The 20,930-nt window shown below is 61.5% G+C and carries 23 protein-coding genes and 1 tRNA gene; 6 read left to right on the forward strand and 18 right to left on the reverse strand.

Annotated features, from left to right (window positions below):
* Positions 1–111 precede the first annotated feature (111 nt).
* The 16 genes from scpC to aspS all read right to left on the reverse strand — a co-directional run bounded on the left by scpC (position 112) and on the right by aspS (position 13,670).
* Entirely contained in the window at positions 112–1,608 is a 1,497-nt protein-coding gene (gene scpC / locus CL52_RS13550; protein WP_041109211.1) for a succinyl-CoA:acetate CoA-transferase ScpC, read from the reverse strand.
* 196 nt (positions 1,609–1,804) lie between these two features.
* Positions 1,805–1,880, reverse strand: a tRNA-Lys gene (locus CL52_RS13555).
* A 50-nt stretch (positions 1,881–1,930) separates the two neighbouring features.
* Complete coding sequence (gene queC, locus CL52_RS13560) at positions 1,931–2,611, reverse strand: 7-cyano-7-deazaguanine synthase QueC (RefSeq protein ID WP_256363850.1); 681 nt, start codon at positions 2,609–2,611, stop codon at positions 1,931–1,933.
* 20 nt (positions 2,612–2,631) lie between these two features.
* Complete coding sequence (gene queE, locus CL52_RS13565) at positions 2,632–3,279, reverse strand: 7-carboxy-7-deazaguanine synthase QueE (protein WP_041109207.1); 648 nt, start codon at positions 3,277–3,279, stop codon at positions 2,632–2,634.
* Between the two features lie 116 nt (positions 3,280–3,395).
* Positions 3,396–4,199 carry a tol-pal system protein YbgF gene (gene ybgF / locus CL52_RS13570; RefSeq protein ID WP_043221247.1) on the reverse strand — a complete coding sequence of 268 codons (804 nt, stop codon included), beginning with the start codon at positions 4,197–4,199 and terminating at the stop codon, positions 3,396–3,398.
* A gap of 6 nt (positions 4,200–4,205) precedes the next feature.
* On the reverse strand, positions 4,206–4,712 hold the full coding sequence (pal, locus tag CL52_RS13575) for a peptidoglycan-associated lipoprotein Pal (protein WP_041109203.1): 507 nt from the start codon (positions 4,710–4,712) through the stop codon (positions 4,206–4,208).
* 53 nt (positions 4,713–4,765) lie between these two features.
* Entirely contained in the window at positions 4,766–6,061 is a 1,296-nt protein-coding gene (tolB, locus tag CL52_RS13580) for a Tol-Pal system beta propeller repeat protein TolB (RefSeq protein ID WP_043221251.1), read from the reverse strand.
* Positions 6,058–7,059, reverse strand: a complete 1,002-nt coding sequence (gene tolA / locus CL52_RS13585) for a cell envelope integrity protein TolA (RefSeq protein ID WP_043221252.1) — start codon at positions 7,057–7,059, stop codon at positions 6,058–6,060. Before tolA ends, tolB begins: the two co-directional genes overlap by 4 nt.
* A complete protein-coding gene (tolR, locus tag CL52_RS13590) occupies positions 7,059–7,511 on the reverse strand; it encodes a protein TolR (RefSeq protein ID WP_041109197.1) in 453 nt (150 codons plus the stop codon). Before tolR ends, tolA begins: the two co-directional genes overlap by 1 nt.
* An 11-nt stretch (positions 7,512–7,522) precedes the next feature.
* On the reverse strand, positions 7,523–8,215 hold the full coding sequence (gene tolQ, locus CL52_RS13595; protein WP_041109195.1) for a protein TolQ: 693 nt from the start codon (positions 8,213–8,215) through the stop codon (positions 7,523–7,525).
* Between the two features lie 2 nt (positions 8,216–8,217).
* A complete protein-coding gene (gene ybgC, locus CL52_RS13600; protein ID WP_041109193.1) occupies positions 8,218–8,661 on the reverse strand; it encodes a tol-pal system-associated acyl-CoA thioesterase in 444 nt (147 codons plus the stop codon).
* A gap of 48 nt (positions 8,662–8,709) precedes the next feature.
* On the reverse strand, positions 8,710–9,765 hold the full coding sequence (ruvB, locus tag CL52_RS13605) for a Holliday junction branch migration DNA helicase RuvB (protein ID WP_041109191.1): 1,056 nt from the start codon (positions 9,763–9,765) through the stop codon (positions 8,710–8,712).
* Between the two features lie 4 nt (positions 9,766–9,769).
* Entirely contained in the window at positions 9,770–10,375 is a 606-nt protein-coding gene (ruvA, locus tag CL52_RS13610; RefSeq protein WP_041109189.1) for a Holliday junction branch migration protein RuvA, read from the reverse strand.
* A gap of 41 nt (positions 10,376–10,416) precedes the next feature.
* A complete protein-coding gene (ruvC, locus tag CL52_RS13615; protein WP_041109187.1) occupies positions 10,417–10,941 on the reverse strand; it encodes a crossover junction endodeoxyribonuclease RuvC in 525 nt (174 codons plus the stop codon).
* 149 nt (positions 10,942–11,090) lie between these two features.
* Positions 11,091–11,837, reverse strand: coding sequence for a YebC/PmpR family DNA-binding transcriptional regulator (locus CL52_RS13620; protein WP_041109185.1), 747 nt, complete (start codon positions 11,835–11,837; stop codon positions 11,091–11,093).
* 57 nt (positions 11,838–11,894) lie between these two features.
* On the reverse strand, positions 11,895–13,670 hold the full coding sequence (gene aspS / locus CL52_RS13625; protein ID WP_043221254.1) for an aspartate--tRNA ligase: 1,776 nt from the start codon (positions 13,668–13,670) through the stop codon (positions 11,895–11,897).
* A 252-nt stretch (positions 13,671–13,922) separates the two neighbouring features.
* Here aspS and CL52_RS13630 point away from each other — a divergent pair, with 252 nt between their 5' ends.
* Together CL52_RS13630 and CL52_RS21670 are read left to right on the forward strand one after the other, a co-directional pair.
* Entirely contained in the window at positions 13,923–14,393 is a 471-nt protein-coding gene (locus tag CL52_RS13630) for a Dps family protein (RefSeq protein ID WP_041109182.1), read from the forward strand.
* Between the two features lie 201 nt (positions 14,394–14,594).
* Positions 14,595–15,227, forward strand: coding sequence for a cold shock domain-containing protein (locus CL52_RS21670; protein ID WP_043221256.1), 633 nt, complete (start codon positions 14,595–14,597; stop codon positions 15,225–15,227).
* 23 nt (positions 15,228–15,250) lie between these two features.
* Here CL52_RS21670 and CL52_RS13640 read toward each other — a convergent pair whose 3' ends face one another.
* Positions 15,251–15,457 carry a SlyX family protein gene (locus CL52_RS13640; protein ID WP_041109179.1) on the reverse strand — a complete coding sequence of 69 codons (207 nt, stop codon included), beginning with the start codon at positions 15,455–15,457 and terminating at the stop codon, positions 15,251–15,253.
* 2 nt (positions 15,458–15,459) lie between these two features.
* The gene (locus tag CL52_RS13645) at positions 15,460–15,882 is read right to left on the reverse strand and encodes an HIT domain-containing protein (protein ID WP_043221258.1); all 423 of its coding nucleotides are present in this window, start codon (positions 15,880–15,882) and stop codon (positions 15,460–15,462) included.
* Between the two features lie 381 nt (positions 15,883–16,263).
* On the opposite strand from CL52_RS13645, the gene CL52_RS13650 reads away from it, so the two are divergent.
* The 4 genes from CL52_RS13650 (at position 16,264) to CL52_RS13665 (ending at position 20,928) form a co-directional block, all read left to right on the forward strand.
* Positions 16,264–17,505, forward strand: coding sequence for an OprD family porin (locus tag CL52_RS13650; RefSeq protein ID WP_043221261.1), 1,242 nt, complete (start codon positions 16,264–16,266; stop codon positions 17,503–17,505).
* Between the two features lie 159 nt (positions 17,506–17,664).
* Entirely contained in the window at positions 17,665–19,380 is a 1,716-nt protein-coding gene (locus CL52_RS13655; RefSeq protein WP_043221263.1) for a proline--tRNA ligase, read from the forward strand.
* A gap of 10 nt (positions 19,381–19,390) precedes the next feature.
* A complete protein-coding gene (locus CL52_RS13660) occupies positions 19,391–20,344 on the forward strand; it encodes a hypothetical protein (protein ID WP_043221266.1) in 954 nt (317 codons plus the stop codon).
* A gap of 11 nt (positions 20,345–20,355) precedes the next feature.
* Entirely contained in the window at positions 20,356–20,928 is a 573-nt protein-coding gene (locus tag CL52_RS13665; RefSeq protein WP_043221268.1) for a lytic transglycosylase domain-containing protein, read from the forward strand.
* The last annotated feature ends 2 nt before the right edge of the window (positions 20,929–20,930 follow it).

The raw sequence follows: 20,930 nt of genomic DNA on the forward strand, positions 1-20,930 counted from the left end.
CACCCTGCCATTTCGAAGGGGCAGGAATACTAGCCGAAGCGCCGAACAAAGTGAAAGCGTGCGCCAGAAAAGAAAAAGGCCCGCCGGTTCCCCGGCGGGCCTTCTGTCAGATCACTCGCCCTTGAGCATGTGACCGCGCTCTTCGAGGTTGACGTGCCAGGCTACTGCCTCGCGCAGCAGGTGCGGCGTCTGGCCACCCTTGTCGCAAGCTGCTTCGAAGTACTGGTTCAGCGCGTCGCGATAGGACGGGTGCACGCAGTTGTCGATGATCACCCGGGCGCGCTCGCGCGGCGCCAGGCCACGCAGGTCGGCCAGACCCTGCTCGGTCACGAGGATTTCCACGTCGTGCTCGGTGTGGTCGACGTGAGCGACCATCGGCACCACGCTGGAGATGCTGCCCCCCTTGGCGATCGACTTGGTGACGAAGATCGCCATGTGCGCATTCCGGGCGAAATCGCCAGAACCGCCGATGCCGTTCATCATCTTGGTGCCGCCAACGTGGGTGGAGTTGACGTTGCCGTAGATATCGAACTCCAGCGCGGTGTTGATGCCAATGATGCCCAGACGGCGCACCAGCTCCGGATGGTTGGAGATCTCCTGCGGACGCAGGACCAGCTTGTCCTTGTACTTTTCCAGGTTGCCGAAGACACGGTCGTTGCAACGCTCGGACAGCGTGATCGAGCAGCCGGAGGCAAAATTCATCTTGCCTGCATCGATCAGCTCGAAGGTGCAGTCCTGAAGTACTTCGGAGTACATGACCAGGTTATCGAACGGAGAATCGATCAGGCCGCACATCACCGCGTTGGCGATATTGCCGATACCGACCTGCATCGGCAGCAGGTGCTTGCCCAGACGGCCCTCGGCGACTTCCTTCTTGAAGAACTCGACCAGATGGTTGGCGATGGCTTGCGTCTCGTCGTCCGGCGGCGTGACGGTCGAATAGGAGTCCGGCTGCTCGGTGATGACGATAGCGGCAATCTTCGCCGGATCGACCGGAATCGCGGCGCTACCGATGCGATCGTCGACCTTGGTCAGCGGGATCGGGCCGCGACCTGGGCGCTCCTCGGGGAAGTAGATGTCGTGCAGACCTTCGAGATTGAGGTTGTGCGCCAGGTTCAGCTCGACGATCACCTGATCGGCGAACATCGCCAGGTTGGCCGAGTTGCCCACCGAAGTGGTCGGCACGATATGGCCCTGCTCGGTGATGCTGACGGCCTCGATGATAGCCACGTCCGGACGCTTGATCTGGTGGTTACGCATCTGCTCCACGGTGTGGGACAGGTGCTGGTCGATGAACATCACTTCACCGTTGTTGATCGCCTTGCGCAGCACCGGGTCAGCCTGGAACGGCATGCGACGGGCCAGCAAGCCGGCCGAGGCCATCTTGCCGTCCAGATCGTTACCCAGGCTGGCACCGGTCACCAGACTGATCTTCAGCTGCTCCTGCTTGGCGCGTTCGATCAACGCCAGCGGCACCGCCTTGGCCTCACCCGCACGGGTGAAACCACTCATACCAACGGTCATGCCGTCACGAATAAGGGTGGCTGCCTCTTCGGCGCTCATGACCTTGCTCTGCAGGGACGACAAGCGGATACGATCAGAATACATTTGAGCCTCGAACCAACGGACATTCAGAAGGGCCTGCAGTCTATTGCGAATGGAGCCCCACCGTTCACATACGAAAGTCGTAGAAGAACGCGCCGTAATAACTGAACAAGCGAAGCGGCAAAAGCGAACAAAAACTGCAGCTATAAAAAAACCGGAACTCACTGGAGTTCCGGTTTTTTGCTCCCAGAGCGGGATATGGTGGGTCGTGTAGGATTCGAACCTACGACCAATTGGTTAAAAGCCAACTGCTCTACCGACTGAGCTAACGACCCGATGCGGGCGCATGATACGGATTTAATTAATCAAATCAAGCACTTTTTCATCAACGATAGCGCGTGGCATCGGCCAGGCCAGCTTGAGCGAAGCCAGCAGCACGCAGGCGACAACTGTCACACACCCCACATGCACGCCCGTCATCGTCTGCCTGGTAGCAGGACACGGTGGTCGCATAGTCAACACCCAGTTCAGTGCCACGCCGTATGATTTCGGCCTTGCTCATATGCTGCAGTGGCGCCTGGATCCGGAAGCCGTTGCCCTCGACGCCGGCCTTGGTCGCCAGGTTCGCCATGCGCTCGAATGCCTCGATGAACTCCGGCCGGCAATCGGGGTAGCCAGAATAGTCGACCGCGTTGACCCCAATGAACAGATCATGCGCCTGGAGCACTTCGGCCCAGCCCAGCGCCAGCGCGAGGAACACCGTATTGCGCGCCGGCACATAGGTCACCGGCACGCCCTCGCCAGGCTGTTCCGGCACATCGATACTGGTGTCGGTGAGCGCCGAACCGCCAATACCGTTCAAGTTGATGCCAACGACCTTGTGCTCGGCCACGCCAAGCTGCCGCGCCACACGCTCGGCCGCCTGCAGCTCAGCGCGATGACGCTGGCCATAGTCGAAGCTCATGGTGTAGCAGGCGAACCCCTGGCTACGCGCGATCGCGACGACCGTTGCCGAATCCAAGCCGCCCGACAACAGGACGACCGCCTTTTTCTCATTCATGGCAATTCTCCGTGCGACCACACCGATCAGTGGCCTGGTTCGTCATTCCAGATGATCTTGTGCAACTGCAATTGCAGACGCACCGGCAGGTTGTCCGCCACGATCCAGTCGGCCAGGTCACGAACGTCGACTTGTCCATGACTCGGCGAGAACAGGACCTCACCGGCCCGCCGATCGAGCCCGTACTCGATCAGTTTGGATACGGCCCAGTCGTAGTCCTCGCGGGAACAGATGACAAACTTGACCTGGTCGTTAGCGGTGAGCTCGGCGATGTTCTCGTAACGATTGCGCCGCACCTCTCCCGAACCGGGGGTCTTGAGGTCGAGCACCCGACTTACGCGCCGATCGGTTGCACTGATATCCAGCGCACCACTGGTTTCCAGGGAAACCTCGTAGCCCGCCTCGCAAAGCCGCTGCAGCAAGGGCACGCAGTTCGGCTGCGCCAACGGCTCACCGCCGGTCACGCAGACATAACGCGGCCTGTGGCGAGCGACTTCGTCGACGATGGCATCCAGCGTCATCGTTTCGCCGCCACTGAAGGCGTAGGCGGTATCGCAGTAGTGGCAGCGCAGGGGACACCCGGTCAGGCGTACGAATACCGTGGGCAGGCCACTGGTACGCGTTTCCCCCTGCAGCGAGTAGAAAATCTCGGTAATTCGCAGGGTCTGTTGCATATCAGCCACGGGCGTGACGGCTAAACAGGCCATCCGCCTCCGTTGCAAGTGAAGGGAAGTCGCGCATTGTAAAGCAAGAACCCGCCTGGGTGGCGGGTTCTTTGGCGAACAGAGCGTTAGCGATTGAGCTGTCGCTGTGCCAGCTGTGCGGCCGAGCTATTGGGGTACTGGGCAATCACCTGCTTCAGAATCCCCTGCGCCTTGTCTCGATTACCGAGGCGCAGTTCCACGTCGGCCAGCTTGTAAAGCGAATCAGGCACCTTGCTGTGCTGAGGGTAAGCCTGGCTGACCTTGGCGAACGCCTGGCCTGCCGACTGCAGGTCGCCTTTGGCGAGATTTACCTCGCCCAACCAATACTGCGCGTTACCGGCGTACTGGCTATTGGGATACTTGCGCAGAAACGCGCCGAAGGCCTGGCTGGCCTTGTCGAAATCCTTCGCCTTGATCAGGTCGAAGGCCGCATCGTAATACAGCTTTTCCTTTGCCGGATCGCCAGCAGGAGCGGCAGCCTGAGTAGGAGCGGCATTCGCCCCCGAACCTGCGCCGGCCAGCTCGGCCGCGGCCGTGGAAGGCTGGTTGCCCGCTGAAGCGTTACCGGAGAGGCGGCTGTCCAGATCCTTGTAGCGTTCGAGCCCTTGCTGCTCCAGACGCTGGATCTGGTTCTGCTGTTCTTCGAGCATGCCACGCAACTGCGCGATCTCTTCCTGCATCTGCTGCAGCTGCTGGAAAAGCATGCCCTGCGCCGAAGCCGGAGCTGTCGCCCCGCCTCCGACGTAGGCACCGCCGCTTTCAGGGGCGGCGACAGGGTAGCCTCCCCCGTAGCCCGAGTTGGAGTCAGGCTCGATGACCGGAACCTGGGCCGCCGCCATCAGCGGCAGCCCAAGTACAGCAATACTCGCGAAGCGGCGGTACAGGCGCATGACGAATTACTTGCGCAGTTCGACGCGGCGGTTCTGAGCCCAGGACTGCTCGTCGTTGCCCATGGCGACCGGACGCTCTTCGCCGTAGGAAACCAGCTCCAGCTGAGCCGGGGAAACGCCCTGCAGAACCAGGTAGCGCTGAACGGCCTTGGCACGACGCTCACCCAGCGCCATGTTGTATTCGCGGGTGCCACGCTCGTCAGTGTGGCCTTCCAGCACGACGCGAGCGCCGTTGCCCTTGAGGTCCTTGGCATGGACGTCCAGAGCGCGCATGGCTTCAGGCTTCAGGTCGGAGCTGTCGTACTCGAAGTAGAAGGTAGTGATCGCACGCAGGGCGGCTTCTTCGCTCAGGCTGCCATCCAGCGAACCGGCGTCGGCACCGTAGCCAGCGTTAGGATCCATGCCCGTAGCCGAGCCTTCGCCCGAGTCGTCGCCGCCCTTGGACGAACAACCGACAGCGACAGCCATGGCCAGAGCCAGCGCGGTGAACTTACCGAATTTCAGCATTTCCATCTGTAACAACCCCAGGTGTGGTTTTGGTTTTGGTTAAAAAGCGTGTTACCGCATCAGTTCAGGTAAGGGGACCAGGATGGCTCACGGACTTCGCCCTGAGCAGTAGGAAGCGGGAGCCTAACTCGACCATTGATGGACACGAGCATCAAGACTCCCCGGCCCTGCTGGCGGGTGGCGTAGATTAGCATGGTGCCATTAGGCGCAACAGTGGGCGACTCGTCCAGACTGGTCTCCGAGAGGATGCGCAGATTGCCGCGCTGCAGGTCCTGCGCCGCCACCTTGAAGTTCGTGTAACCGTCCTGGCGATGAATCATCACAAGTGTCTTTTCATCCGCCGATAGCTTTGGATTGGCGTTGTAGTTGCCAACAAAGGTCACCCGCTCGGCCGCGCCGCCACCTAGACGCTGCTTGTAGATCTGCGGTTTGCCGGCGCGATCGGACGTGAAGTAAATGGTCTGACCGTCAGCCCCCCAGAAGGGTTCGGTGTCAATGGCATAGTGATTGGTCAACCGCTGCATCTGCCGCGTGCCGAGGTTCATCACGTAGATCTCGGGATTACCATCCTTCGACAGCACGAAGGCAAGCCGATTGCCATCCGGCGAGAACGCCGGCGCACCGTTGAGGCCCTCGAAGTTGGTTATCTGCTCACGACGCCCGGTGTCGATGTGCTGGACGAAGATGCGCGGGCGCTTCTGCTCGAACGAGACGTAAGCAATGCGGCGGCCATCGGGCGAATAGCGCGGCGACAGGATCGGTTCGCGCGATTGCAGCAGCGTCACCGCGCGTGCACCGTCATAGTCGGAGCGTTGCAGCGTGTAACGCGTGTTGGCACCCATACGCTCAGCCGTCACATAAAGCAGGCGCGTCGAGAAGGCACCGCGGATGCCGGTCAGCTTCTCGAATGCCTGATCGGAGACGTAGTGCGCCATGTCGCGCAACTGGTCTGGCGTACCGCCGACGCTGCCGGACATGACCTGCTGCTCGGTGGATACGTTGAACACGCCGAACTGGACCTGCAGACGGCCGCCCGCCGGCTGGATGCTGCCGACGATCACGTACTGGGCGCCCAGGGCTTTCCAGTCGCGGTAGATGATTTCACTGGCACGGGTCGGCAGGCTGATCATGTTCTGCCGCGGAATCGGCTGAAAAGTACCGGAGTTGCGCAAGTCGTTACCGATGATGTCGGCCATGTCCTCGGGCAGCACGGTGCCGCCTTGCCAGCCGAAGGGCACCACCGCGATGGGGGTGGCTCGATCGGTCCCACTGGTCACCACAAGCGGATCGGCCGCCTGGACGGAGCCGACCAGCAGCGTCAGGCCGACCAGCGCGATACGAATCAGGGTTTTCACAGATCCAAATCCTCTGGTTTGAAAATCATGCGCCGCTGCCGGTACATCCGGTCGAACGTAGCGCGGTCCAATTCCTGCATTTCCGGTATGCGCCCGACATTGCGGACCGCCGCGACGGCCGAATTGTCAAAGGCACTGTCACCACTCGAGCGGGTGACGCTGGCATTGGTGATGGTGCCATCAGGCAGCATCTGGATGTTGACCTCGACGCTCATGCCGTTGCGCGCCGAAGGCGGTCGCCGCCATTGCTGGCTCACCAGGCTGACGATCAGGTCGTCCAGGCTGCCGGCAACCTGGTCTCCCTGGGTATCAGCCAGGGCCTGCTGCCGCTCTGTGGTATCCGACAGCAACTCGGCAAGGGCCTGGGCCTTCTTGTCCTCGGCCGCCTTGCGCGCCGCCTCGGCAGCCGCTTTCTTCTTCGCCTCTTCGGCAGCCTTCTTCTTGGCCGCCTCCGCCGCCGCCTTTTTCCTGGCCTCTTCGGCCGCCTTTTTCTTCGCAGCCTCGGCAGCAGCCTTCTTCTTCGCCTCCTCGGCGGCTTTCTGCTTGGCCAGCTCTTCGGCCTTCTTCTTGGCGATATCGGCCTGCTTGCGCTGCTCGGCCTTCTTCGCCTCTTCCGCTTTCTTGGCTTCAGCAGCCTTCTTCTGCTCGGCCGCCTTCTGCGCTTCGGCCTTTCGAGCCGTTTCGGCCTTCTTTTGTTCCGCAGCCTTGGCCTGAGCCAGCTTCTGCTGCTCGACCTTGCGTTGTTCCATCTGCTCGGTCTCGAACTGCTTGGCGGCAGTCTTCTTCGCCTCGCCGGCAATTTTCTGGTTGGTTTGGGTCGTCGCCTGGCTCTGAGACTTCAGCTGGTACAGCGTGGCCTGCACGATGGGCTTGGAGGGGGGCAATTCCGGCGTCATCGCGAAGCTGACGAACAGCATCGCAAAGATGATGAGGTGCAGACCGACCGCCAGGATGGTTGGCCAGAAAAAGCTCTCCGAAGACGAGCGCTCCTGCTGCATCACGGCGCCTCGGTAATCAGGCCGACATTACCGACGCCAGCTTCCTGCAGGCCGCCCATGGCGGCCATCACGGCGCCGTAGTCGACCGCCTTGTCGCCACGCACGAAGACCTGTACCTGCTTACCCTGGCTGCGACTCTGGTTCATGATCGCGGTCACCGCGCGGGTCATTTCATCCAGCGTCAGCGCCTTGTCCTGCACGGTATCGGTGTCGACTTCCGAGCCCATGTTCCAGTAGTAGGTCTTGTCGGCCTTGATCGAAATGGTCAGTACCTGGGCATTGTTGTCCTGCGGCAAGGCCTCACTGCTGACCTTCGGCAGGTCGACCTTGACGCCCTGGTTCAACATCGGTGCGGTGACCATGAAGATGACCAGCAGTACCAGCATCACGTCGATGTACGGCACCACGTTCATCTCGGCGACCGGTTTGCGTCTGTTGCGAATTCTGGCCATGGCCGTCGACCTCAATCTTCGGAGGTGTGGACTTTGCGATGCAGGATCGCCTGGAACTCGTCGGCGAAAGTGTAATAACGCGCGATCAGCATCTCGCCACGGGCGGAAAAGCGGTTATAGGCAATCACGGCGGGAATAGCGGCGAACAGGCCGATCGCCGTAGCGATCAGGGCCTCGGCGATCCCCGGAGCGACGGTCGCCAGCGTCGCCTGCTGGACCTGAGCCAGGCCACGGAAGGAGTTCATGATTCCCCAGACGGTACCGAACAGACCGATATAAGGACTGGTCGAGCCCACGGTGGCAAGGAAAGGCAGGCTCTGTTCGAGCTTTTCTTCCTCACGCGAGATCGCCACGCGCATGGCTCGGTTGACGCCATCCATCACCGCGTCGGGATCGACGCCCGGCTGCTGGCGCAAGCGCGAGAACTCCTTGAAGCCGGCGCGAAAGATCTGCTCGACACCGCAATCGGGATCAGGATTGCTGCCGGCCTGGCGGTAGAGCTTCGACAGGTCGATGCCCGACCAGAAGCGCTCCTCGAAGGCCTCGAGCGACCGCTTCGCCGCACGCAACAGGTTGCCGCGCTGAAAGATCAGGATCCACGAAGTCACCGAAGCAGCCACGAGAATCAGCATGACCAGTTGCACCACGAAGCTGGCGTTGCTGATCAGGCTCCACATGGACATATGGTCGACGTTGGCTTCCACGCTCACTCTCCTGCAGGGGATAGACCCGAACCGCCAAAGGCGCCACGCAGTGCCTCGGGGATGGCTCGGGGTTTCAGATTCTCGGCTCGCACGCATGCGACCCAAACGTGGCCTTCGCACAGCAGCGCATCGTCGCTTGCGCGCCTGACCTGCTGGCGAAAGCGCAGGCTGGCTCGCTTGAGCTCTACCACCTCGGCACTGACCTGCAGCTCGTCGTCGAGCCGAGCCGGCGACAGGTAACGCGCCTCGACCGAATGCACGACGAATAACAGGTCATCGTCGACGAGCTGCGACTGGGCGAAACCCAGCTCACGCAGTCGCTCGGTACGAGCCCGTTCCATGAACTTGAGGTAATTGACGTAGTAGACGATACCGCCAGCATCGGTGTCTTCGTAATAGACACGGCAGCGATGCGTAAAAGGCTTTGCTTCGGATTGCGCGCGCATACTAGAGCTCAGTTGATCGGTTGCCAATCGGGTGGAAGAACAATTTTTTCAACCATCCGTTTCAGGACCGAAAAGGTCCGGCGTAGGCGACTCCGACAGGCGCCTGGGCAGGTTCAGGCCGAAGTGAAGGTAGGCATGGCGGGTCACCACACGCCCGCGCGGCGTGCGCATGATGTAGCCCTGCTGGATGAGATAGGGCTCCAGCACGTCCTCGATGGTATGACGCTCCTCACTGATCGCCGCTGCGAGACTGTCGATCCCCACCGGCCCGCCGTCGAACTTCTCGATCAGGGTCAACAGCAGGCGCCGATCCTGATGGTCGAATCCATGCTCATCCACGTCGAGCATATTCAGCGCGAGGTCGGCGATTTCCCGGGTGATCTCGCCCTTGCCCCGCACCTCGGCGAAATCTCGCACCCGCCTCAGCAGGCGGTTGGCGATACGCGGCGTGCCGCGTGCGCGCCGCGCAATCTCGAAAGCCCCCTGCGGCTCGATCGGCAATCCCAGAATACCGGCGGAACGGCCGACGATCGTCGACAGATCTTCGGTGGAATAGAACTCCAGGCGCTGCACGATCCCGAAGCGGTCACGCAAGGGATTGGTCAGCATACCGGCGCGAGTGGTCGCGCCGACCAGAGTGAACGGAGGCAGGTCGAGCTTGATCGAGCGCGCCGCAGGCCCCTCGCCAATCATGATGTCGAGCTGGAAATCTTCCATCGCCGGGTAGAGCACCTCTTCGACGATGGGGGAAAGGCGATGGATCTCGTCAACGAACAGCACGTCGCCCGCCTCGAGATTGGTGAGCAGCGCCGCCAGGTCGCCGGGACGCTCGAGCACGGGGCCTGAAGTACTTTTGATCGAGACGCCCATTTCCTGGGCGACGATGTTCGCCAGCGTCGTCTTGCCCAGACCTGGCGGCCCAAAGATCAGGGTGTGATCGAGCGCTTCGCCACGCATCTTGGCCGCACGAATGAACAAGTCCATCTGCTCGCGAACCGTTGGCTGCCCGATGTAGTCGGCCAGGCGCAGCGGGCGAATGGCGCGATCGAGCTGCTCATCTCGGTCACGACTGCTCGCGGTGATCAGGCGGTCGGCTTCTATCATGCGCTTACACCATTCCCTTGAGCGCGCGGCGGATCATCTCTTCACTGCTCAAACCGTCTTCCCGTATCGCGGATACCGCACGGCTGGCCTCCTGCGGCTTGAAGCCAAGGGAGATCAGCGCGCTGACCGCATCATTCTCGGCGCTTGAGACTGCCGCAGCGGCGCGAGGTTCAACCACCAGCGTGGCAATCGATGGCATCGTCTCCCAGGCCTTGAAACGGTCTTTCAGCTCGACCAGCAGGCGCTCGGCGGTCTTCTTGCCGACGCCCGGGATCTTCACCAGCACCGAGGTATCCTGCGCCTGGACACAGCGCACCAGCTCGTCGACTTCAAGGCCGGACATCAGCGCCAGCGCCAGTTTCGGCCCTACCCCGTTGAGCCGGATGAGCTCGCGAAACAGCTCACGCTCGCGCTTTTCGTGGAAGCCATAGAGCAGATGGGCGTCTTCACGCACCACCAGATGGGTATGCAGCGTCAGCATTTCCCCTACCGCCGGCAGCCGGTAGAGCGTGGTCATCGGCACTTCGACTTCATAACCGACGCCGTTGACATCCACCACCAGATGCGGCGGCTGTTTTTCCGCCAGTTGACCCCGCAAACGACCTATCACGCTTGGGCACTCCTGTTCTCGGCCGATAGCCGGCCGACGTTCTACAACCGCAGACGGCCACCGCGGCGCTTGGCGCTGGCGAGGCCGTGGGGAATGAGGCTCTGTCGATGGTGTGCATGGCACAGCGCGATCGCCAGGGCATCCGACGCGTCGATCTGCGGCTTCTGAATCAGCTTGAGCAGGTGCATCACCATCATCTGCACCTGCTGTTTGTCTGCGCCGCCGGTGCCGGCAATTGCCTGCTTGACCTGCGTCGCGGTGTATTCAGCGACTTCGAGACCACATTCGGCGGCGGCGACGATCGCGGCGCCCCGCGCCTGCCCGAGCTTGAGCGCCGAATCGGCATTGCGCGCCATGAACACCTGTTCGATGCCCATGGTAACCGGCCCATAGAGGCGGATGACTTCACTGATGCCCCGATACACAGCCTGCAAGCGCGCATGAAGCTCACCCCCTCCGGTCCGAATGCAGCCGGAAGCGACGTACTCGCAGCCTTTGCCCGTGTCGCGCACCACACCGTAGCCGGTGATACGCGAACCGGGGTCGATACCAAGGATCAAGGTCATCTCAGCAACACTGTCTATCCATCCAGGCGGCGAGTATAAGCGGCTATGCGCTCCCGAACCATCGGCCCCGTAAATGATCGGCCGGCGCCGTACAAACAAAGAAGCCGGAAGCCCCAGGGGGTGCCTCCGGCTTCCGGCAGCGCGACCACTCAGTCCAACTGTTCCATGATCTCGTTGGAGATTTCAGCGTTGTGGTAGACGTTCTGCACGTCGTCCAGGTCTTCCAGGGCATCGATCAGGCGCAGCACCTTCTGCGCCGTCTCCAGGTCGGCCACAGGCGCCGAGATCGACGGAATCATCGCGATCTCCGCCTCATCGGACTTGAAGCCCGCTGCGGCAAGCGCCTCGTTGACGGCATGGAATTCGGTGAAGCTGGTGTAGACCTGAGCGGAGCCATCATCCTCGACCACCACGTCATCGGCGCCGGCTTCCAGCGCAGCCTCCATCAGACTGTCCTCGTCGACACCGGGCGCGTAGCTGATCACGCCCTTGCGATCGAACATATAGGCCACCGAACCGTCGGTGCCCAGGTTGCCACCCTGCTTGCTGAATGCGTGGCGCACTTCGGCGGCCGTGCGATTGCGGTTATCGGTCATCGCCTCGACGATGATCGCCACACCGCTGGGCGCATAACCTTCATAGGTCAATTCGACGACGTTGTCCGCGTCGTTGTTGCCAGCGCCACGGGCGATGGCGCGATCGATCACGTCACGCGACATGTTGGCGGTCAGCGCCTTGTCCACCGCGAGGCGCAACCGCGGATTGTCCGCCGGAATCGCACCGCTCTTGGCCGCCACGGTCAGCTCACGAATGAGCTTGGTGAAAATCTTGCCGCGCTTGGCGTCCTGGCGCCCCTTGCGGTGCTTGATGTTGGCCCATTTGGAATGACCCGCCATGAATCTCTCCCTCTCTAGAACGCTGTTGGCGCCGGAGCCAGGGCCCCGGCGCGACCATCACTCTGCTTTCGGCTGCTCGCGCAGGCGAATGTGCAGCTCGCGCAGCGCCTTGCTGTCGACGGCGCCGGGCGCCTGGGTCATCACGTCCGCCGCACTCTGCGTCTTCGGGAACGCGATGACTTCGCGGATCGATTGCGCACCGGTCATCAGCATGACCAGGCGATCCAGACCGAATGCCAGACCACCGTGCGGCGGCGCTCCGAACTTCAGGGCATCGAGCAGGAAGCCGAACTTCTCTTCCTGTTCGGCCTCGTCGATGCCGAGGATGCGGAACACTGCCTGCTGCATTTCCTTGCGATGGATACGAATCGAGCCGCCGCCAAGCTCGGTGCCATTGAGCACCATGTCATAGGCACGCGACAGGGCCGCTGCCGGGTTGGCCTCCAGCTCTTCGGGCGTGCATTTGGGCGATGTGAACGGATGGTGCAACGCCGACAGCGAGCCGTCGTCGTTCTCCTCGAACATCGGGAAGTCGACCACCCACAGCGGCGCCCAGTCGCAGGTCAGCAGCTTGAGGTCATGGCCGAGCTTGATGCGCAGCGCGCCCAAGGCCTCGGAGACGATCTTCGCCTTGTCAGCACCAAAGAAGACGATATCGCCATCGACCGCACCGACGCGATCGAGGATCACGTTGAGGTTGTCTTCCGGGATGAACTTGACGATCGGCGACTGCAGGCCCTCGACGCCCTTGGCGCGCTCGTTGACCTTGATGTAGGCCAGGCCCTTGGCGCCGTAGATGCCGACGAACTTGGTGTAGTCGTCGATCTGGCTGCGCGGCATGCTGGCAGCGCCCGGCACACGAAGCGCGGCCACGCGGCCTTTCGGATCGTTGGCCGGACCGGAGAACACCTTGAACTCGACCGCATTGAGCTGATCGGCCACGTCCACCAGCTCCAGCGGGATGCGCAGGTCCGGCTTGTCCGAACCATAGCGGCGCATGGCTTCTTCGAAGGGCATGTGCGGGAACTCACCGAACTCGACATCCAGCACTTCCTTGAACAGCTTGCGGATCATGCCTTCGGTGATGCCGATGATGTCCGCTTCCTCGAGGAAGCTGGTCTCGATGTCGATCTGGGTGAACTCGGGCTGGCGATCGGCGCGCAGGTCTTCGTCACGGAAACACTTGGCGATCTGGTAGTAGCGGTCGAAACCCGCCACCATCAACAGCTGCTTGAACAGCTGAGGCGACTGCGGCAGGGCGAAGAAATTACCGGCGTGGGTACGGCTGGGCACCAGGTAGTCACGCGCACCTTCGGGTGTCGGGCGCCCGAGGATCGGCGTCTCGACATCGAGGAAGCCATTCTCGTCCAGGTAGCGACGGATGCTGGCGGTGATACGCGAGCGCAATTTCAGTTTCTCGGCCATCTCAGGACGGCGCAGATCGACGAAGCGGTAGCGCAGGCGGGTTTCCTCGCCGACGTCACTGTACTCGTTGAGCGGGAACGGTGGCGTTTCGGCTTCGTTGAGCACTTCCAGCTCGTAGCCCAGCACCTCGATGGCACCCGAGGCCATGTTGGGGTTCACCGCACCGGCCGGGCGCAGGCGAACCTTGCCGGTGATCTTCACCACGAACTCGCTGCGAACACGATCAGCCTTGGCGAAGGTCTCGGCACGGTCGGGATCGAATACCACCTGCGCCAGCCCTTCACGATCGCGAATGTCGAGAAAGATCACCCCGCCATGATCGCGACGGCGATGTACCCAACCGCAAAGGGTGATTTCCTGACCATCCAGGCTTTCGTTCAACTGGCCGCAATAGTGGCTGCGCATCATGGTGGCTTCGCTTCTCGTATCGGTGAATTCGTTGATCGCGGCACGACTTCGCTGAGCACTTCGAGCCGCCGGGCACAAGCGCGGGATTCTATCAACTTAATCAGAATGACGCAGCCGTCGACCAGCCGACGCAGGGAACCGCCGCGGCGCCCCTCGCTCAAACAGCCGTGATGCCACCGCACTTGCCTGCCATCAGGATGGCCTTTGTGGCTTACTATCCAGGCTTTGCTCAACCAAACAGGAGAACGACACATGGATATCAACATCGGCATCGCCGAACAGGACCGCGCCGCCATTGCCGAGGGGTTGTCCCGCCTGCTGGCCGACACCTACACCCTCTACCTGAAGACCCACAACTTCCATTGGAACGTCACCGGGCCCATGTTCAACACGCTGCACCTGATGTTCGAAACGCAGTACACCGAGCTGGCCGTCGCGGTTGACGACATCGCCGAGCGTATCCGCGCACTTGGTTTCCCTGCGCCCGGCACCTACGCCGCGTACGCTCGCCTGTCTTCGATCAAGGAAGAAGAAGGCGTGCCAAGCGCCGAGGAAATGATCAAGTTGCTCGTCGAAGGCCAGGAAGCGGTCGTACGCACGGCACGTGGCATCTTCCCGCTGCTGGACAAGGTCAGTGACGAACCCACTGCCGATCTGCTGACCCAGCGCATGCAGGTCCACGAAAAGACCGCCTGGATGCTGCGCAGCCTGCTAGCAGCCTGAGCCGCCGCGCGTGGGCAGCTGCTGCCCGCGCGCCCCTTCCCTGACGCCCTTCACGACCACCGATTTGATGCCGCCCGCCGGCTCCTGTTAAATACCGCCGCGCCTCGGCGGCCCTTCCTTCTATATCAACGTCATCCTGACCGTTACGCTTCGGGACAGCGCCGCTCGAGCCTTTCCATTTTTGTAGTTGTGAGCTCAGACATGTTGAAGATCGTCCACCTGTTGACGGGCGTCGCTGCCCTGCTGCTGTCCTTTGCACCAAGCCTGCGCGGCCAGGCTCCGTTTCTCGAACACAACGCCGCTCTCGGCCTGTTCATGATCGGCCTGCTCAATATTCAGTTCATTCCGTTCTATCGGTTGCAGGTTCAGGGCGTACGCCCGGTACTCGCCGCCGCATCGGCACTGATGATCATCGCGGCAATCGTTCAGGCGATCGTCGTCCTCGCCCCGATCGGCCAGATCGCCGGCCAACCGGCAACACTGGCCACGCTGCTGCTTGCGGTGGTCGCCGTACTGCTCCACCTCGCATCCCTGCAGACCCAGGCCGGCAGCCGACCGCAAGCCACCTCACATCGCCGCAGCGGCGCACCGAGCGCCGGCGAAACGGCCGGCACCGAAGGCCCTCGGGAAACCGGTACGGTCAAGTGGTTCAACACCTCGAAGGGTTTCGGCTTCATCTCGCGCGAGTCAGGCGAAGACGTGTTCGTGCACTTTCGCGCCATCCGCGGCGAAGGCCACCGCATACTGATCGAAGGCCAGCGCGTCGATTTCACCATTGTCCTGCGTGACAAGGGCCCGCAAGCCGAAGACGTGGTGATTCTGCACAGCCGATAGGCTCGCCGCTCCGCCGCCCTCAATCAATAATGTGGCGGCGGAGCTTCTTCCCCCTCATCACCCAAGCGACTCTGCATCTCTTCCTGCCGACGCGAGAGCACTTCGAGCTGCAGCTGCAAGCGATCGATGATTCTCTGCTGCTCGACCAGCACATCGCTCAAGGTCTGCAAGGTATCGTCCTGGAACGCCAGACGGGTTTCCAGATCTGCAATACGGGACTCTGCATCCATCATCATTCTCCAGATCTAAGCTGATCGGCCAGCACCAGCTTGAGCTTATGCCTGATCTCGGCGACCTGCTCGTCACTGTAGGGCTTTGCCGGTAACCGGCCCCAGACCGGAGAGGGCCAGCTGGCGTCGCCTTTGCGTCGGGCGATGACATGCACATGCAACTGACTCACGACGTTGCCAAGCGTAGCCACGTTCATCTTGTCCGCGCCAAAGGTGTCCTTGACGATTTCCGCCAGCGCCGTCGCCTCCCTCCAGAGCAGCTGCTGATCGCCGACATCGAGCTGAAACAACTCACTGACCTCTTCTCGCCTGGGCACCAGGATGAACCAGGGATAGTTCGCATCGTTCATGAGCAACAACCGACAGAGCGGAAAGTCGCCAATGGTCAGGGTGTCCTGCGCTAAGCGCGCGTCGAGAACAAACATAGCTCACTCCTCAGTTCGAACGGGCAGCGCCGCAACAAGCCCAAAGGATACGCCAGCCGCGAGCGCACGGCAGCGTCTGCGCCCAGCACAGGCGCATTCGCCACCGGCAAGCGCACCAAATCGGTGCCTCCGCCTCCATGATTAATCCGCAACCTGCCCGCAGACCAAGCAAAGCCGTAGTAGGCACAGGACTTGCTAAGCTCACCACAATGGCGCGAATGGCCTTTTCGGTCGGGCAACCTTGCCCTAGCGCAAGACCCCGACTAGACAGTACAGTCAGCAGATAGCGCGGCGCCGGAGGCCGAGTTGCCCGCTAAAAATAAGAAATGCCCGCTTTAGTTCGCGGGTAGGCATCGTTTTAATCCAAAGGAGCAAATCACGATGAAAGTGATGAAGTGGAGCGTAATGGCCCTGGCCGTAGCGGCAGGCACGTCGCAGATGGCCGTTGCCAGCCAGCAGTCCGAATCCAAGGGCTTCGTCGAAGACGCAAGCCTGGACCTTTTGCTGCGTACTACCTATTTCAACCGCGACTACAAGGACGGCGCAGGCGACGTGCGCAGCCTGGGGCAAGGTTTCATCACCACCTTCGAGTCGGGCTTCACCCAAGGCACCATCGGTGTTGGCGTAGACGCATTTGGTCTGCTGGGCGTTCGTCTGGATGGCGGTAGTGGTTACAACTATGACGCCATGTTCGAGCTCGATTCGGACGGAGATCCGGTACGTGACGTAGGCCAGGCCGGCGCGGCCGTGAAGTTTCAGCTTTCCAATACCATCGTGAAATATGGCAACCAGATGCCGTTTATGCCGGTACTGGCATATGACGATTCGCGACTGCTGCCGCAAACTTTCACCGGCACTCTGGTGACCAGCAATGAAATCGAAGGACTGGAGCTGAACGCTGGACGATTCACGGCTGACAGCTCGATGCAATCTTCGAGCGCTGACGACAACCGCCTGAAAAGCATTGACGTACTAGGCGGTACTTATCAGTTCACGGAAAATTTGAGTGCATCGCTCTACTTCTCTGACGTCGAAGACGTTTATGAGAAGAAATATGCAAACGTTAATTACGTTATGCCTCTGGCTGACAGCCAGTCCTTGGCGTTCGATTTCAATATCTACAAGAGCGATCTCGATAGCCAAACATTTGGCGACGAAGATAACAACACCATCTGGAGCCTATCGGCTAAATACAGCGTTGGCGCGCACGCCTTCATCCTGGCCCACCAACGCGTTTCCGGTGATAGCGGCTATTACTACGATCTGGGCGATGGTGGCAGTGCTATCTGGGTAGCCAACTCGTACTACTCCGACTTCAACTCCAAGGACGAGCGCTCCTGGCAAGCTAGCTATGAGCTTGACTTCTCCGGCTACGGCGTACCAGGCCTGTTCTGGAAAACCGCCTATGTCTATGGCGACAATGTCGACACCGGCACTGGCGAGGGCAAGGAGCGCGAGTTCTTCAACCAGGTCCAGTACGTAGTCCAGAGCGGTCCGGCCAAGGACCTGTCGCTGAAGCTGCGCAATTCGATCTATCGTTCCAACGACAACATGCGTGACTACTACAGCCCGGACCTCAACGAGATCCGCGCCTTTATCGAATACCCGTTGAGCATCCTGTAACACCGTTCGGCAGTACTCGATCCTCTAGAGCCCGGCGAAAGCCGGGCTCTTTCGTTTACGAGAGCCAGCCGGCCAGCGCTGCATTCTGTACGCGCATCACCACCGGCCGTACAATGCCGAGCCACCTTTACCGCTTCCCTGCAAGGACACAACGGCCACATGCGCACCAGTCAGTTCCTGCTCTCGACTCTCAAAGAAACCCCTTCCGACGCAGTGGTCATCAGCCACCAGCTGATGCTACGCGCCGGCATGATCCGCAAGCTGGCTTCGGGCCTCTATACCTGGCTGCCAATGGGGCTGCGAGCGCTGCGCAAGGCCGAGGCAATCGTCCGCGACGAGATGAACAAGGCCGGAGCCCTGGAAGTCTTGATGCCAGCCATCCAGCCGGCCGAGCTGTGGCAGGAATCGGGGCGCTGGGAACAGTACGGCCCCGAACTGCTGCGTGTGAAGGATCGCCACGAACGCGATTTCTGCGTCGGCCCGACGCACGAAGAGGTCATCACCGACCTCGCGCGCAACGAGCTGAACAGCTACAAGCAACTGCCGATCAACTTCTATCAGATCCAGACCAAATTCCGCGACGAGATCCGTCCGCGTTTCGGGCTGATGCGCGGACGCGAATTCCTGATGAAGGATGCCTATTCATTCCACCTGTCGCAGGAGTCACTGCAGGAAACCTACGACCGTATGCACCAGGCGTACTGCAACGTCTTCACCCGGCTGGGCCTGGATTTCCGCCCGGTGCAGGCCGATACCGGATCGATCGGCGGCACCGGCTCGCATGAGTTCCACGTCCTGGCCGAGTCCGGCGAGGATGCGATCGCCTTCAGCAACGGCTCCGACTACGCGGCAAACATCGAAAAGGCCGAAGCGGTCCCGCGGGAGGTCGAGCGTGGCGCCGCCAGCCAGGAGCTGCGCCTGGTCGATACGCCTGATGCGAAGACCATCGCTGCCCTGGTGGAGCAGTACGACCTGGCGATCGAAAAGACGATCAAGACACTCGTCGTGCATGCTGCCGAAGAGGGCAAGCTCGTTGCCCTGATCGTGCGCGGCGATCACGAACTGAACGAAATCAAGGCAGCCAACCTCGAGCAGGTCGCCAGCCCGCTGGTTTTTGCGTCCGAAGCCGAGATTCGCGGCGCGATCGGTGCCGGTCCGGGCTCGCTGGGTCCGCTGAACCTGCCGATCCCTTGCGTCATCGACCGTTCGGTGGCACTGATGAGTGACTTCGCAGCCGGTGCGAATCAGGATGGCAAGCATTATTTCGGGCTGAACTGGGAGCGTGACCTGCCGCTGCCGGCGATCGCGGATCTGCGCAATGTCGTCGAAGGCGACCCGAGCCCGGATGGCAAGGGCACGCTAGTGATCAAGCGCGGCATCGAGGTCGGCCACATCTTCCAGCTCGGCACCAAGTACAGCCAGGCGATGAACTGCCAGGTCATGGGCGAGAACGGCAAGCCCGTAACGCTCATTATGGGCTGCTATGGCATTGGCGTTTCCCGTGTCGTAGCGGCTGCGATCGAGCAGAACTACGACGAGCGCGGGATTCTCTGGCCGGATGCGCTGGCGCCTTTCCAGATCGCACTCGTGCCGATGAAGTACGACAACGAGGTCGTCCGCGAGGCGACCGACAAGCTTTACGCCGACCTGACCGCCGCCGGCTACGAAGTGCTGCTGGACGACCGTGACAAAAAGACCAGCCCCGGCGTCAAATTCGCCGACATGGAGCTGATCGGCATTCCGCATCGCGTGGTAATCAGCGATCGCGGCCTGGCCGACGGCACCCTGGAATACAAACATCGTCGCGATAGCGAAGCCCAGGCCGTCGCCATCGCCGACATTCTGCCCTTCATCAACGCTCGGGCACCCCGCTGACCGCCAAACCATGCTCAACCAACGAGTTGTCATCCAAACCGGCGCCGTGCTCTGCGCGGCGCTGCTGCTAGCAGGCTGCGCCAATCACCTACCGCAGCGCAGCGAACACGAAGCCCGCACCGAACGCAAGCTGCTCGACCATAGCCTGCGCATCGAGGTCGGCGCCCCCCTGGTCCTGGAACTGCCGCAGCGACGCATCCGCGTGCAGGAACAGAAGACCTTCGAGGTCACCGACTTCGAGGTCACCCGTCGCTATGATCGCTACACGCCGTATCAGCCCTGGCGCGAACTCTACGAGATACCGCTCGGCGCGGTCGCCGTGGTTGCTGGTATCGGCGCGAACGTGGTGAATGTCGTGGCGCTAGGCAACGTGCCGACCACCGCGACCCGGGATTGGATCAGCTATGGTTTCGCCGGGCTCAACCCGTTCATGAACGTCGAAACCAATGGCCGCTCGCAACAGAACCTGGCGAGCGTTCAGGAGCAACGGCGCGATGCGCGGCTGGAGTATTCCAGCCTGCCCTGGGCCGAGCGTCCGGTCACCGTGCAGGCCGGCGAGCAAAGCCACCAACTCAATACCGATCGCAACGGCATCCTGCGCCTCAACCTGCTCGACGGGCCGTTTGCCGATCAGGACATCGCCCAGATCGGCAAGCTGCAACTGAGCGTGGAGGACGACGCGGACAACACACGTGCCGACGCCGTGCTGCTGGTCAGCCACAACCTGCGCAGCAAGCTTCAGGAAGCACACGCCCTGATTTTCGACGACCTCGAAGGAGACGATGTCTCGCGCTGGGTCTACCGGGTCAAGCGGCTGTCGGAACTGGGCCTTGAGGAAGAGGCCAGCGAGCTGGAACAAAGCCTGATCGAGCTGACCCGCCACGATCCGGAATTGCAGCAGCAGTTTCTCACCAGCCTGCTGCAGGAAGCCGGGCGGCAGGCGTCACCGGCCAACGCCGACTGAGTGCACGGTCGATGAAGCGGCATGGATGCCCTCTGCTTCTGCTGTTGGTCCTGGCGTGCCCCGCCGCTGCCAGCCTGCGCCAGGCACCCGAGCCGGAGCTGCGCCAGCTCCTGCAGCAAACCGTCGCCGAGGCGGACAGCTTCCAGGACCGCTTCGAAGCGGAGGTCTGGCTGCTGGATATGTCGACCCGCCTTAAGCGTTTCGTTCCAGACGCCGAAGAGCGTCTCGAACTCCTACGACTTGTGCACCGCGAGGCAACCCGCGCCGGACTGCGCCCCGACCTGGTCGTCGCTCTGATCCATGCCGAGAGCCGCTTCGACCGCTTCGCTATTTCGAGCGTTGGCGCACAGGGCATGATGCAAGTGATGCCGTTCTGGAAAGCCGAGCTCGGTCGGCCGCAGGATAACCTGACCGACAACGCCACCAACCTGCGTTACGGATGCACCATCCTCAGCTACTACCTGAAGCGCGAGAATGGTGACCTGCGTCGAGCGTTGGCCCGCTACAACGGCAGTCTCGGCAAAGATCACTACCCGGCCAGGGTGATCGGCTTCTGGCAGGACTTCTGGTATGTGCGGCCCTAGGC

It is taken from the genome of Stutzerimonas balearica DSM 6083, from assembly GCF_000818015.1.
In the GTDB taxonomy this organism is placed as follows: Bacteria; Pseudomonadota; Gammaproteobacteria; order Pseudomonadales; family Pseudomonadaceae; genus Stutzerimonas; species Stutzerimonas balearica.